This window comes from Haliea sp. E1-2-M8, from assembly GCF_030649675.1.
In the GTDB taxonomy this organism is placed as follows: Bacteria; Pseudomonadota; Gammaproteobacteria; order Pseudomonadales; family Halieaceae; genus Haliea.
The window spans coordinates 16,809-30,163 of sequence record NZ_JAUTDR010000009.1; the positions used below are offsets into that span (position 1 = coordinate 16,809).

Below are 13,355 nucleotides of genomic sequence, written 5' to 3' on the forward strand. Positions count from 1 at the left end.
GATGTACTTGCGGCGTGTCCCGGAAAGCCCCGCAACGCATGCGGCCCGGCCTACGAAGTGCCGTCGCCAACCGAGAAGTACCGTCAAGAACTGACCACAAAAAAGGGCCCGTGTTGCCACGAGCCCTTGAGGGTAACGCCGCGAACGGAATTACATATTGTCGATCAGTTTCTGACCAAACCCGGAACAGCTCACCAGGGTAGCCCCTTCCATCTGGCGCTCGAAGTCATAGGTGACCGTGCCGTTCTGGATGGCGCCGTTCATGCCCTTGATGATCAGGTCGGCGGCCTCATTCCAGCCCATGTGGCGCAGCATCATTTCCGCCGACAGGATCAGGGAGCCGGGGTTGACCTTATCCTGGCCGGCGTACTTGGGCGCGGTGCCGTGGGTCGCTTCGAACAGGGCGATGGTGTCGGACAGGTTGGCGCCTGGCGCAATGCCGATACCACCGACCTGGGCCGCGAGGGCGTCGGACAGGTAGTCACCGTTCAGGTTCAGGGTGGCGATGACGCTATAGTCCGCGGGACGGGTCAGGATCTGCTGCAGCATGGCATCGGCAATGACGTCCTTGACGATGATGTCCTTCCCGCTCTTGGGGTTCTTGAACTTCACCCAGGGGCCGCCGTCGAGCAGTTCGCCGCCAAATTCTTCCTGGGCCAGTTCATAACCCCAGTCGCGGAAAGCGCCTTCGGTGAACTTCATGATGTTGCCCTTGTGCACCAGAGTCACGGAAGGCAGGTCCTGGTCGATCGCGTACTGGAACGCCTTGCGCACCAGACGCTTGGTGCCTTCTTCGGAGACCGGCTTGATGCCAATGCCCACTTCCTGCGGGAAGCGGATCTTGGTCGCGCCCATTTCCTTGATCAGGAAGTCCACGACTTTCTGCGCTTCCGGGGTGCCGGCCTGGTACTCAATGCCGGCGTAGATGTCTTCGGAGTTCTCGCGGAAGATGACCATGTTGCAGGCGCCGGGATCCTTCACCGGCGAGGGCACGCCTTCGAACCAGCGCACCGGGCGCAGGCAGGTGTAGAGGTCCAGCTCCTGGCGCAGGGCCACGTTCAGGGAGCGGAAACCGCCGCCAACCGGAGTGGTCAGCGGGCCCTTGATGCCCACGGAGTATTCCTTGATGGCCGCCAGGGTCTCTTCCGGAAACCAGTCGCCGTCGTACAGTTCGGCCGCTTTTTCACCGGTATAGATTTCCATCCAGGAAATCTTTTTCTCACCGCCATAGGCCTTGTCGACCGCGGCGTCGACCACGTTGATCATGACCGGGCTGATATCCACGCCGATGCCGTCGCCTTCGATGTAGGGAATGATCGGATTGTTGGGGACGTTCAGGCTGAAGTCGTCGTTGACCGTGATCTTTTCACCGGTCGCTGGCACCTGGATATGCTTATAGCCCATAGATTGTTCTCCGTAGATGTGGGTCCATTGATTCTCGGGGTGCGGTATCCTTGCAGGATGCCCCGTCAAAACGGCGCCTAGTGTATCAGGTTTCCGGCTATTTCTGCTTTGCCGGGGGCAGTTTTTTGGCCGCGCGGCGGAGTTACGATGGCTACACTGATTCTCTTCAACAAGCCGTTCCAGGTGCTGAGCCAGTTCAGTGACCGGGAACCTGTAGGAGCCCGCTCCTCTGTAGGAGCCCGCTCCGCCGTGGGAGCCCGCTCCGCCGTGGGAGCCCGCTCCGCGGGCGATGATCCGGGGTCGCCCGGAGGACCGGGCTCCTACAAGGGTCCGGGGTCGCCCGGAGGACCGGGCTCCTACAAGGGTCCGGGGTCGCCCGGAGGACCGGGCTCCCACGGGAAGCGGGGTTCCTCGAGGGCAACGCTCGCGGACTATCTGCAGGCGCCGGGTTTCCGGGTCGCGGGGCGCCTCGATTATGACTCCGAGGGCCTGCTGCTGTTGACCGATGACGGCCGGCTCCAGCAGCAGATCGCCAACCCGCGCCACAAGCTGTGGAAAACCTACTGGGTACAGGTCGAGGGCGTCGCCGACGATGCCGCCCTGGCCAGTCTGCAAAGCGGCGTGGAACTCAAGGACGGCCGCACCCTGCCCGCCCGGGTGCGCCGGATACCGGAGCCGGAGGGACTGTGGGCCCGCGACCCACCCGTGCGGCGGCGTCTGACGGTTGCCGACAGCTGGCTGGAAATCAGCATTCGCGAGGGCCGCAATCGCCAGGTCCGGCGCATGACCGCGGCGGTGAATCTACCCACCCTGCGGCTGGTCCGCTGCCAGGTCGGAGACTGGACGCTGCAGGACCTGGCGCCGGGCGAGCACCGGCAACTGACCATACATCGTCCTGCGCGCAAACCAGCCGCCCGGAGAGGCAAGCCGGCGCCACGAGCACGGAGAACAGAGTAATGCCCAACTGGTACGCCCACGTCACTGTCGCCACCGTAGTCGAGCGGGAGGGCAGCTACCTGCTGGTGGAAGAGCGGGACAAGAGCAGCGGCCGGATCGTCTTCAACCAGCCAGCGGGACACCTGGAGCGCGGCGAATCGCTGCAGCAGGCGGCGTTGCGGGAAACCCTGGAAGAAACCGGCTGGAGCGTGTCGCTGGAGGGCGTGCTGGGGCTGGCTCTGTACACCGCGCCGGGCAACGGCGTGACCTACTACCGCACCACCTTCTGCGCCCGCGCCGTCGGGCCCCAGGCGGGGGCGACACTGGACCCGGACATCCTGGCCGTGCACTGGCTCGATTACGAGGCAATCCTGGCCAACTCTGCTAGAATGCGCAGCCCGCTGGTGCTCGCCGCTATCGACCAGCACCGCAGCGGGCTCCGTTATCCGCTGGATCTGATTGCACCGCCATGAGTCTCAACGCAGCCACCACAGTGATCGTCGGCATGTCCGGCGGCGTCGATTCCTCCGTCGCCGCGCTGCTGCTGAAGGAGCAGGGCTACCGGGTAGAAGGCCTGTTCATGAAGAACTGGGAGGAGGATGACGGCACCGAATACTGCACCGCGAAGGAAGACTATGCGGACGCGCAGGCCGTTGCCGACAGGCTGGGCATCACCCTGCACGGCGCCAATTTTGCGGCGGAATACTGGGACCATGTGTTCGAGCACTTCCTCGCGGAATACCGGGCCGGTCGCACGCCCAACCCGGATATCCTCTGCAATCGGGAAATCAAGTTTCGCGCCTTCCTCGACTACTCGCTGATGCTGGGCGCCGACTACATCGCCACCGGCCATTACGCCCGCCGCGGCGAGTTCGAGGGCAAGGCGACGTTGCTGCGCGGCCTCGACAGCAACAAGGACCAGAGCTATTTTTTGCACGCGGTCGGGCACCGGGAGCTGGCGCAGTCGCTGTTTCCGGTTGGCGGCATTGCAAAGCCCGAAGTGCGGGCGTTGGCACAGACGCACGGCCTGGCGACGCACAGTAAAAAGGACTCCACCGGCATCTGTTTTATCGGCGAGCGCCGCTTCCGGGATTTCCTGCAACAGTATCTGCCGGCCCAGCCCGGAGAAATTCACAACCTGGAAGGCGAAGTTCTCGGGCGCCACCAGGGCCTGATGTACCACACCATCGGTCAGCGCCAGGGCCTCGGCATCGGCGGCCTGGCGAACCACGACGACGCACCCTGGTATGTCGTCGCCAAGGACCTGGAGCGCAATGTCCTGCTGGTTGCACAGGGCAACAACCACCCCGCCCTGTTCAGCGGTACGCTGGAAGCCGGGCAGCTGTGCTGGATCGCCGGTGACGCGCCGGCCCTGCCACTGCGCTGCACCGCCAAGGTCCGCTATCGGCAGGAAGACCAGGCCTGCACGGTGACGGCCGCTGGAGGCGGCTGCCAGGTTGCTTTCGACGCCCCCCAGCGCGCGGTCACCCCCGGCCAGTCAGTGGTTTTTTACAGCGGCGAGCGCTGTCTCGGAGGAGGCATCATTGAACGCACCGATTGAGGCGGGCCGGCCCCGGCGCAGCGCGCTGGACGAGCAAACTATTGCCCTGGCAGGCGTGGCCCAGGCCGCGCGCCTGGTTGATCATGTGTCACGCACTGGCGCCTGCCCACCGGAGTTCCTGCAGGCCTCACTGAACAGCCTGTTTGCTTTCGACACCGACAGCGTCGAAGCCGTCTATGGCGGGCTGCCGGGAATCAAGCTGGGGCTGGACACGCTGGCGATGGTGCTGCACAACCAGCAGCCTCCAGAGCAGCGGGACATGGTGCGCTACATATTCAACTTGCTCTATCTGGAGCGCAAATTCGCCGCCGACCCGGCGATGATGGCGGTGGTGCGCTCGCGTCTGGAACATGCGAGCTTTCGCGCCGAGCACTTTGCCGCCCACGCCAACGACATCTGCCACAGCGTGTCCGGTATTTACCAGGACACCCTGAGCAATCTGAAATTCCGCATCAAGGTCAGCGGCAGCGCCCAGCATCTGCAAAATCGCCAGTCCGCCGATACCATTCGGGCCCTGCTGCTGGCGGGCGTCCGCGCCACCTTCCTCTGGCGCCAGCTTGGTGGCCGTCGCTGGAAACTGGTACTGCAGCGCCGGGCCATCGGCCAGCGCGCGCAGGAACTGTCACGCGAACTGGATGTGATTTAACATTTCTGACTGGTTTTTTGGAGCACAGCATGGACCTCACAGCCCTCACCGCGGTATCACCCATCGACGGCCGCTACGGCGCCAAGACCGCCAGCCTGCGCGAGGTATTTAGCGAATACGGCCTGATCAAGCGCCGGGTACTGGTGGAAGTGCGCTGGCTGCAACAGCTGGCGCGGATGCCGGACATCGCCGAGGTGCCTGCGCTTTCGTCGGCGGCCAATACGCGGCTGGACCAGATCGCCACCGGCTTCAGCCCCATTGACGCGCGCCGTATCAAGGACATCGAGGCCACTACCAACCACGACGTCAAAGCGGTGGAGTATTTTATCAAGGAGCGCTTTGCCGGCAACGCCGAGCTGGAGGCGATCTCCGAGTTCGTCCATTTCGCCTGTACCTCCGAGGACATCAACAACCTGTCCCACGCCTTGATGCTGCGCGATGGCATGGAGCAGGTTCTGCTGCCGGCCATGCGCCAGCTGGTCGCGGCACTGACCGAGCTGGCCACCACCCACGCCGACGCGGCCATGTTGTCGCGGACCCACGGCCAGACCGCCAGCCCCACCACCATGGGCAAGGAAATTGCCAACGTGGTGGCGCGCCTGCGCCGGCAACTGCAGCAACTGCTGGCCATGGATTACCTGGGCAAGATCAACGGCGCGGTGGGCAACTACAACGCCCACCTGTCGGCCTACCCCGATGTCGACTGGCAGGCCAACGCGGCAGCCTTCGTCAACGGCCTCGGGCTCAGCTGGAACCCCTATACCACCCAGATCGAACCCCACGACTACATGGCCGAGCTGTTTGACGCCGTCGCCCGCTTCAACACCATCCTGGTGGACCTGGACCGGGATATCTGGGGCTACATTTCCCTGGGCTACTTCAAGCAGCGGACCATCGCCGGCGAAGTGGGCTCGTCCACCATGCCGCACAAGGTCAACCCGATCGACTTCGAGAATTCCGAGGGCAACCTCGGTCTCGCCAACGCCGTGTTCCAGCACCTGGCCGCTAAGCTTCCCGTCAGCCGCTGGCAGCGGGACCTGACCGATTCGACAGTGTTGCGCAATATGGGCGTGGGTTTCGGTTACAGCCTGATCGGCTACGAAGCCAGCCTCAAGGGCATTGGCAAGCTGCAACTGAACGAAGCGCGTCTGGCCGACGATCTGGATCACAGCTGGGAGGTTCTCGCCGAGCCCATCCAGACCGTGATGCGCCGCTACGGGATCGAAAAACCCTACGAAAAGCTCAAGGAACTGACTCGCGGCCAGGACATGAACCAGGAAACCCTGGAGCAATTCATTAGTGGCCTGGGCCTGCCGAAAGAAGCCCGGGAGCAACTGCTGGCTCTGACCCCGGCCAGCTACACCGGCAACGCGGCCGCCCAGGCCCGCGCCATCCGCGAGGGCTAGCGGCGCCATGCTGGCGCTGGACCGGGCCAAATTCCTGGCGCAGTACTGGCAACGGGAACCGCTGCTGCTGCGCGCCGCGGTGCCCGATTTTGCACCGCCGCTGGGCGCGGAGGAACTGGCAGGACTGGCCATGGAACCGGAGGTGGAATCGCGCATTGCGGAATACCGAGGAGATCCGGGAACCGCCGGCGCCTGGCAGTTGGAGCACGGCCCGTTCCCCGCCAGCGCCTTCGACCGCGGCCATCCGTGGACCTTGTTGGTACAGGGAGTTGACCAGCTGCTGGATGAGGTGGCGGCACTGCGCTCGCTGGCGGGCTTTATTCCCGGCTGGCGCCTCGACGATATCATGGTCAGCTACGCCAGCGATGGCGGCGGCATCGGCCCGCACTATGACCTCTACGACGTCTTCCTGCTCCAGGGCGAGGGTGAGCGCAGCTGGCGCCTCGGCCAGCGCTGCGACGACAACACAGCGCTGCTGCCGCACCCGGAGCTGAAACTCCTCGCGGAGTTCGACTGTCAGGCAGAGTACACCCTGCAGTGTGGCGACGTGCTCTACATCCCGCCCGGCGTTGCCCACTGGGGCATTTCCCGCGGCGACTCCACCTGCTTCTCGATCGGCTTTCGCGCGCCGCGCCTGGCGGATCTGCTGTCACGCTGGGTGGATGCGCGACTGGAGCGGCTGCCGGACAGCCTGTTGCTGCGGGATCCCGGCCGCGCGCCGGCCAGTGCAGCGGGAGAAATCAGTGGCGCCGACATCGATAACGCCCGGCAGCAAGCGTTGGCGCTGCTGACAGCGGGTGACGACGAGCGCTGGTTTGGCGAGCTGGTTACCGAGACTACGCTGGAGCCGCCCGCAGCCAGGACGCTGCGCAGACTGCAGAAAGGGCTTGCTGCAGCCGCCAGCACCAGATTGGCAGCGGGCGCCCGGGTTGCCTGGCAGGCGGCAGACAATGCAATCCTGGTATTCGCCAACGGCGCCAGTGCCAGTTTTACAGCGTTGCCGAAAGAACCACTCTGCACACTGTGCGCCGGCGACCTGCTGCCGTTACCTGCCGACCCGGCCGTAAATGACATGCTGCAATTTCTGCTGCAACAGGGGGCTCTCGATGTCGACTGATACGCTACCGGAACTGGAACTGTGCATGGCGGACTGGAGCACGGACCGCGACGCCCTGCGCGCCCTGCGTGAACAGGTCTTCATCGTCGAACAACAGGTGCCGCGGGACATTGAGTGGGACGGCTGCGACGAGGACGCCCTGCACATACTGGGGACCCTGGACGGTGTGCCCAGCGCCTGCGGCCGCCTGCTGCCGGGAGGCAAGATCGGGCGCATGGCCGTGCTGGCAGCACAGCGCGGCCGCGGCCACGGCGCCGCGGTACTGCAGGCTCTGGTCGACGCGGCCCGCGAGCAGGGACTGACCGAAGTCTATCTTCACGCCCAGCAGCACGCGGCCGACTTTTATCGCCGCGCCGGTTTCGAACCTGAAGGTGAGCCCTTCGTGGAGGCCGGCATCCCCCATATCGCCATGCGCCAGCAATTGCAGCCACCCGTGGGCAAGGTCTACACCAGCGGCATCGAGTACCCGCATCCTTTTGCCGAATGGGCGACCGCACTGACCGCAGACGCTTCCCGGGAGATCTGCATTCTCAGCCCCGACCTGGACCACCGCGCCTTCGACCACCGCGACCTCGTCGATGCCCTCAGCGCGCTGGCCCGACGCTCACGCCAGTCCCGAGTGCGCATCCTGGTCAGCGGCTACCGGCCCATGGTGCAGCGCGGCCACCGGCTGCTGGCTCTGGCCCGGCGTCTGCCCTCCTCGATCCTGCTGCAACAGCTGGACGAGCACCCGGACTGGAAAGGGGAAACGCTGGTGCTCAAGGATCGCAGCGGAGTACTGTGCAAACCGGCGGAAGCGGACAAGGCAGCGTTTTGCGAACCGGACTCCCGGGCCAGGACCGAACGCTACCTGGAGCTGTTCGAGGAACTGTGGCGCCACAGCGCCCAGCACATCGAGTTTCGCAGCGTGCCGCTGTGATTATCTGGCGATACTCTCACCCAGCCAGCGCTGGGTAACAACCCCGGCGGTCATTGAACCATTCACATTGAGCGCGGTACGCGCCATGTCGATCAGCGGTTCGATGGAAATCAGAACCGCCGCCACGGTCACTGGAAAACCCATCGCTGGCAACACAATCAGTGCGGCGAAGGTCGCACCGCCGCCGACCCCTGCCACGCCAAAGGAGCTGATCGCGATCACCCCGATCAGTCCCGCCATGAAGTCCAGCGCCAGAGGGTCCAACCCCATGGACGGCGCAATCATTACCGCCAGCATGGCCGGGTAGATCCCGGCGCAGCCGTTCTGGCCGATGGTCGCACCCAGGGTGGCGGAGAGATTGGCGATGGGGGTTGCCACCCGCAGTGAATCGATCTGGGTCTCCACGTTCAGCGGAATGGTGGCCGCGGAGCTGCGCGAGGTAAACGCAAACGCCAGCACCGGCCACACCGCCTGGAAGTAGGTGGACAGGCCAACACCGTGCAGGAACAGCAGAGCCGCGTGCACTGCGAACATGATCGCAATCGCCAGATAGGAGGCGACCACGAACGACAGCAGAGTGACGATATCCCCGGCGTCCGAGCTCGCTACCACGCCGCCAATCAGGGCGAGAATACCGTAGGGGGTCAGGGCCATCACCAGGTGCACCAGCCGCATCACGATCAGACGCGTGGTTTCCACAAAGGCCTCGATCTGCGCGCCGCGCGCGGGGCTCTCCCGGGCCACCCCCAGTGCGGCAATGCCGAACAGGATCCCGAACAGCACCACCGCGATGATCGACGTGGGCCGGGCCTCGGTGAGATCGTGGAAAATATTGGCGGGCACAAAGCGTATCAGGACCTCGGGCAGGCTGAGCCCGGCAACAGTTTCATAGCGCTGGCTCAACGCCTCGGCGGAGGCCAGTTCACGGGCGCCCTGGGTGATACTGTCCGCGGTGAGGCCAAAGGCGCTGGTGACCAGGATACCCACCAGGGCGGCAATCATGGTGGTCCCGATCAGCAGGCCAACAACCGCGCCACCGATGCGCCCGAGATCCGCGACCTCACGCAGCTTCAATACCGCCGCAATCATCATCACCAGTACCAGAGGCATGATGATCATGCGCAGCAGGTTGATGTAGCCGGCAGCCACGACGCCAGTCCACTCCAGGGTGGCGGTCACGACCGCGGACTGCGCGCCGTAGGCCCACTGCAAACCCAGCCCGAACACCACGCCTGCCAGCAGTCCTGCCAGGATCTGGCGGGACAGCTTCCAGCCGCTCCGGCGCAGCCGAAACAGCAGCAGGCAAAGGCCGAGGAACAGGATCAGGTTCAGTCCGGGATACATGCAATGTGCTCCAGCTAGTGCGGGACGGCGCTGGCCGTCAGTTCAGGGCTCAGCCGGGCAGCAGCAGGCCCACCTCGTTGCCCTCATAGATCACCTGCCAGGTTCTCAGATGCCGGCAGGGTTCTTCGGCAGCGTACAGCAGTTGTCCGTCCGCGAGGGCAAAGCGATAGTGGTGCATTGGGCACTCCAGCACGCCCTGCTCAATGTGAGCGTTTTCCAGTGAATGTTCGCGGTGGGGACAGCGGGGTTCGATCAGGTACAGCTCACCTTCGTGTTGCACCAACATTAGCGCCAGGTGATCGATGCGGAAGTGGCGGCGGTAATTGTCATGCAGGTTTATCAGTTTTTCCAGGGGCTGGAAGCGCATGGGATTCAGTCCGCGAGCCGGAACTGGCCGTGATAGCAGCTAGTACCCTGCCTCATAAATATCGACACATTCTGAGGCACGGTACCGAACTCACAACAGGTCGATCAGCTCGCGGGCCGCCAGATAGGGCGTGGTGCTGCCCTCCTCCACCGCCTGTTCCAGTTTCGGCAAGAGCGCGCTGATCCGCGGATTCTGCCGCAAGCGCTGCAGCAACAGCTCATGCAACAGTTGCCGCATCCAGTCCCGGCTCTGGCGGGCTCGCTTGCGCTGGAAAGCATCGGCCTTCAGGGCCTGGAAATAGTAGTCGACGATCATGCCCCAGACTGCGTCTATACCCTCGTTTTTCAGGGCCGAGCAAGTGACCACCTGGGGAGTCCAGAAGCTGCTGTGACGCAGCAGGTGCATGGCCGACAGATAATGCTGGCGGGCCTGCTTGGCGAGCATCACGCTGTCGCCGTCGGCCTTGTTGATTACCAGGGCGTCCGCCAGCTCGAGAATTCCCTTCTTGATTCCCTGCAGTTCATCACCGCCACCGGGCAGCATCAGCACCATGAAGAAGTCCACCATGCCAGCCACCTGATATTCGGATTGGCCCACACCCACGGTTTCCACCAGGATAACGTCGTAGCCGGCGGCCTCGCACAAAAGCATGGTTTCCCGGGTTTTCTGCGCCACGCCGCCCAAGGCACCGGAGGTTGGCGACGGGCGGATAAAGGCCTCGTCGCGGCGCGAAAGCTGTTCCATACGGGTCTTGTCGCCGAGGATCGAGCCACCGGCAACGGGCGAACTGGGGTCCACCGCCAGCACCGCGACCTTCTTCCCCTGGCTGATCAGATAGAGGCCAAAGGTTTCGATAAAGGTCGACTTGCCCACTCCGGGCACCCCGGATATACCGACGCGGATGCTGTTGCCGGTGTCGGGCAGCACTGCCTCCAACACGCTCTGGGCCTCTTCCCGATGAGACTCCAGGGAGCTCTCTACCAGAGTGATGGCCTTGGCCAGGGCGCGGCGATTCCCCCCGCGCAGCGCTTCAAGGTCAATACTGGTCACGGTCTCAGGCCGAGCCCTGCGCCTCATTGACCGCGTCCAGCACATCCCGGGCACAGACCGGAATCGGGGTGCCCGGGCCGAAGATGCATTTGACCCCTGCCTCGTAGAGGAAATCATAGTCCTGCCGCGGAATGACACCGCCCGCAATCACCACGACGTCTTCCGCTCCCTGCTTGCGCAATTCTTCCACCAGCTGCGGAATCAAGGTCTTGTGCCCGGCCGCGAGCGAGGACGCACCGACCACGTGGACGTCGTTCTCGATGGCCTGGCGCGCCACTTCTTCCGGGGTGGAAAACATGGGGGACAGGTCAATGTCGAAGCCCACATCGGCAAATGCGGTGGCCACCACTTTCGCGCCGCGGTCGTGGCCATCCTGGCCCATCTTGCACACCAGCATGCGCGGGCGGCGGCCGTATTTGGCGACAAACTCATCGATATCCATGCTGATTCCCTGCCAGTTCTCGTCCTGCTGGAAGGCGGAGCCGTAGACGCCGGACACGGTCTGGGCCTGGGCATTGAAGCGACCGAACTCGCGCTCCATGGCAAAAGAGATTTCCCCCACCGTGGCGCGGCGTCGGGTGGCCTCGACAGACAATTCCAGCAGATTGCCCTCGCCGCTGACGGCGGCCTGGTAGATCTGCTCGAGGATCTCCTCCACCGCGGCCTCATCGCGATTTTCCCGGACCTTCGCCAAGCGCGCCAGCTGGGAAGTGCGTACGGCGTCATTGTCGATCTGCAGCACGTCAAACACGCTGGCATCGTCGGTGCGGTATTTGTTGACCCCGACGATGACATCCTCGCCGCGGTCGATCCGGGCCTGCTTGCGCGCCGCCGCCTCTTCAATGCGCAGCTTGGGCATGCCGGTTTCAATCGCCTTGGCCATGCCCCCGGCCTGCTCGACCTCTTCGATCAGCTCCCAGGCCTTGTCGGCGATCGACTGGGTCAGGCTCTCCATCATGTAGGAGCCGCCCCAGGGATCGACGACGTTGGTGATACCTGTCTCTTCCTGGATGATCAGCTGGGTATTGCGGGCTATGCGCGCGGAAAACTCCGTGGGCAGGGCGATCGCTTCGTCCAGGGCATTGGTGTGCAGGGACTGGGTGCCGCCGAAGACCGCGGCCATCGCCTCGATTGTGGTACGCACCACGTTGTTGTAGGGGTCCTGCTCGGTGAGCGACCAGCCGGAGGTCTGGCTGTGGGTGCGCAGCATGGAGCTCTTCGGGTTTTGCGGGTTGAACTCGCTGACGATCCGCGTCCACAGCAGGCGCGCCGCGCGCAGCTTGGCGATCTCCATGTAGAAATTCATGCCGATGCCCCAGAAGAAGGACAGGCGCGGCGCAAACTCATCGATGTCCAGGCCGGCCGCCAGCGCCGTGCGGATGTACTCCTTGCCGTCTGCCAGGGTGTAGGCCAGCTCCAGTGCCGCGTTGGCACCCGCTTCCTGGATGTGGTAACCGGAGATGGAAATGGTGTTGAAGCGGGGCATATTGCGCGAGCAGAAGGCGATGATGTCGCCGATGATCTTCATGCTCGGCGCCGGCGGGTAGATATAGGTGTTGCGCACCATGAATTCTTTCAGGATGTCGTTCTGGATGGTGCCTGCCAGCTGTTCCTGCTTCACACCCTGCTCTTCCGCGGCGACGATATAGCCCGCCAGAATCGGCAGTACGGCGCCGTTCATGGTCATCGACACCGAGACCTGGTCCAGCGGGATGTCGTCGAACAATATTTTCATGTCCTCGACGGAATCGATGGCGACACCGGCCTTGCCGACATCCCCGGCTACCCGCGGGTGATCCGAGTCGTAGCCGCGGTGGGTGGCGAGGTCAAAGGCCACCGACACGCCCTGGCCGCCAGCGGCGAGCGCCTTGCGATAAAACGCGTTGGATTCCTCGGCGGTGGAAAAGCCTGCGTACTGGCGAATGGTCCAGGGCCGGCCCGCATACATGGTGGCCTGGGGGCCGCGCAGATACGGCGTAAGCCCGGGCATGGTATTGGTGTATTCGAGGTTTTCCAGGTCTTCGGCAGTGTACAGGGGCTTGACGTCAATGCCCTCCGGCGTGTGCCAGGTCAGCGCTTCAATGCCCTTGCCCTTGAGGCCCTTCTCCGCTTGGGTGCGCCAGCTTTCGGGGTTGGCGCTGGCGGGGTCGTAGATCTTGTCACTCATGGTAGCTGTCTCCGCGGGCCCGCTCAGTGTTCGTCGGCGGGCTGGTTGATTTCGATCAGGACGCCGTCACAGCTTTTCGGGTGAATGAAGATCACCCGGGAGTTGTGCGCGCCGGGGGTCGGTGACTCCGACAGGAACTGGTAGCCCTTGGCCTTCAGCCGCGCCACATCCTCCTCGATATTGTCGGAGCGGAAGCACAGGTGATGCAGGCCACCGCCACGCTTTTCCAGGTAGGTGGCGATGGGGCCCTCGCCGTTGAGCGGATGCACCAGCTCGATGTTGGTGGGCGGTAGCGGGAAAAACGCAGTTGAGGTTTTCGCCGGCGCCACGTCCTCGGTGCCCTCGAAGGGCAGGCCGAAGTCCTCCATGAAACGCTTGATGGCCTTGTCGAAATCCGGCACCGCGATGGCGATATGGTCCAGGGCTGTAATCATGCTC

12 protein-coding genes and 1 pseudogene are annotated in these 13,355 nt (G+C 64.0%); 7 read left to right on the forward strand and 6 right to left on the reverse strand.

All coding sequences use genetic code 11. The features are described from left to right. Nucleotides 1–150: 150 nt before the first annotated feature. Nucleotides 151–1,404: an NADP-dependent isocitrate dehydrogenase gene (gene icd / locus Q6D67_RS09120; RefSeq protein WP_304705292.1), complete on the reverse strand. Its 1,254-nt coding sequence runs from the start codon at nucleotides 1,402–1,404 to the stop codon at nucleotides 151–153. Between the two features lie 375 nt (nucleotides 1,405–1,779). Here icd and Q6D67_RS09125 point away from each other — a divergent pair. From Q6D67_RS09125 to Q6D67_RS09155, 7 genes and pseudogenes are all read left to right on the forward strand, one after another. After that, nucleotides 1,780–2,361 (forward strand): annotated as a pseudogene (locus Q6D67_RS09125) (pseudouridine synthase); the annotation flags it as partial. Further along, on the forward strand, nucleotides 2,361–2,813 hold the full coding sequence (locus Q6D67_RS09130) for an NUDIX hydrolase (RefSeq protein ID WP_304705294.1): 453 nt from the start codon (nucleotides 2,361–2,363) through the stop codon (nucleotides 2,811–2,813). The pseudogene Q6D67_RS09125 and the gene Q6D67_RS09130, both read left to right, overlap by 1 nt. Continuing rightward, complete coding sequence (gene mnmA / locus Q6D67_RS09135; RefSeq protein WP_304705295.1) at nucleotides 2,810–3,901, forward strand: tRNA 2-thiouridine(34) synthase MnmA; 1,092 nt, start codon at nucleotides 2,810–2,812, stop codon at nucleotides 3,899–3,901. The genes Q6D67_RS09130 and mnmA overlap by 4 nt, the downstream gene beginning before the upstream one ends. Continuing rightward, nucleotides 3,885–4,547, forward strand: a complete 663-nt coding sequence (gene hflD, locus Q6D67_RS09140; protein ID WP_304705296.1) for a high frequency lysogenization protein HflD — start codon at nucleotides 3,885–3,887, stop codon at nucleotides 4,545–4,547. Before mnmA ends, hflD begins: the two co-directional genes overlap by 17 nt. A gap of 29 nt (nucleotides 4,548–4,576) precedes the next feature. Continuing rightward, nucleotides 4,577–5,953, forward strand: coding sequence for an adenylosuccinate lyase (purB, locus tag Q6D67_RS09145; protein WP_304705297.1), 1,377 nt, complete (start codon nucleotides 4,577–4,579; stop codon nucleotides 5,951–5,953). Nucleotides 5,954–5,960: 7 nt separating this feature from the next. Next, nucleotides 5,961–7,070, forward strand: a complete 1,110-nt coding sequence (locus tag Q6D67_RS09150) for a cupin domain-containing protein (protein WP_304705298.1) — start codon at nucleotides 5,961–5,963, stop codon at nucleotides 7,068–7,070. Then, nucleotides 7,060–7,989: a GNAT family N-acetyltransferase gene (locus tag Q6D67_RS09155; protein WP_304705299.1), complete on the forward strand. Its 930-nt coding sequence runs from the start codon at nucleotides 7,060–7,062 to the stop codon at nucleotides 7,987–7,989. The genes Q6D67_RS09150 and Q6D67_RS09155 overlap by 11 nt, the downstream gene beginning before the upstream one ends. Here the strand turns inward: Q6D67_RS09155 and Q6D67_RS09160 are convergent, their stop codons facing one another. The 5 genes from Q6D67_RS09160 to mce form a co-directional block, all read right to left on the reverse strand. After that, the gene (locus Q6D67_RS09160) at nucleotides 7,990–9,333 is read right to left on the reverse strand and encodes a cation:dicarboxylate symporter family transporter (protein ID WP_304705300.1); all 1,344 of its coding nucleotides are present in this window, start codon (nucleotides 9,331–9,333) and stop codon (nucleotides 7,990–7,992) included. A 49-nt stretch (nucleotides 9,334–9,382) separates the two neighbouring features. After that, a complete protein-coding gene (locus Q6D67_RS09165) occupies nucleotides 9,383–9,700 on the reverse strand; it encodes a Rieske (2Fe-2S) protein (RefSeq protein WP_304705301.1) in 318 nt (105 codons plus the stop codon). A 90-nt stretch (nucleotides 9,701–9,790) separates the two neighbouring features. Next, entirely contained in the window at nucleotides 9,791–10,777 is a 987-nt protein-coding gene (gene meaB / locus Q6D67_RS09170) for a methylmalonyl Co-A mutase-associated GTPase MeaB (protein ID WP_304705302.1), read from the reverse strand. Then, entirely contained in the window at nucleotides 10,755–12,917 is a 2,163-nt protein-coding gene (gene scpA, locus Q6D67_RS09175; protein ID WP_304705303.1) for a methylmalonyl-CoA mutase, read from the reverse strand. Before scpA ends, meaB begins: the two co-directional genes overlap by 23 nt. A gap of 23 nt (nucleotides 12,918–12,940) precedes the next feature. Next, nucleotides 12,941–13,351 carry a methylmalonyl-CoA epimerase gene (gene mce, locus Q6D67_RS09180; protein ID WP_304705304.1) on the reverse strand — a complete coding sequence of 137 codons (411 nt, stop codon included), beginning with the start codon at nucleotides 13,349–13,351 and terminating at the stop codon, nucleotides 12,941–12,943. Between the last annotated feature and the right edge of the window lie 4 nt (nucleotides 13,352–13,355).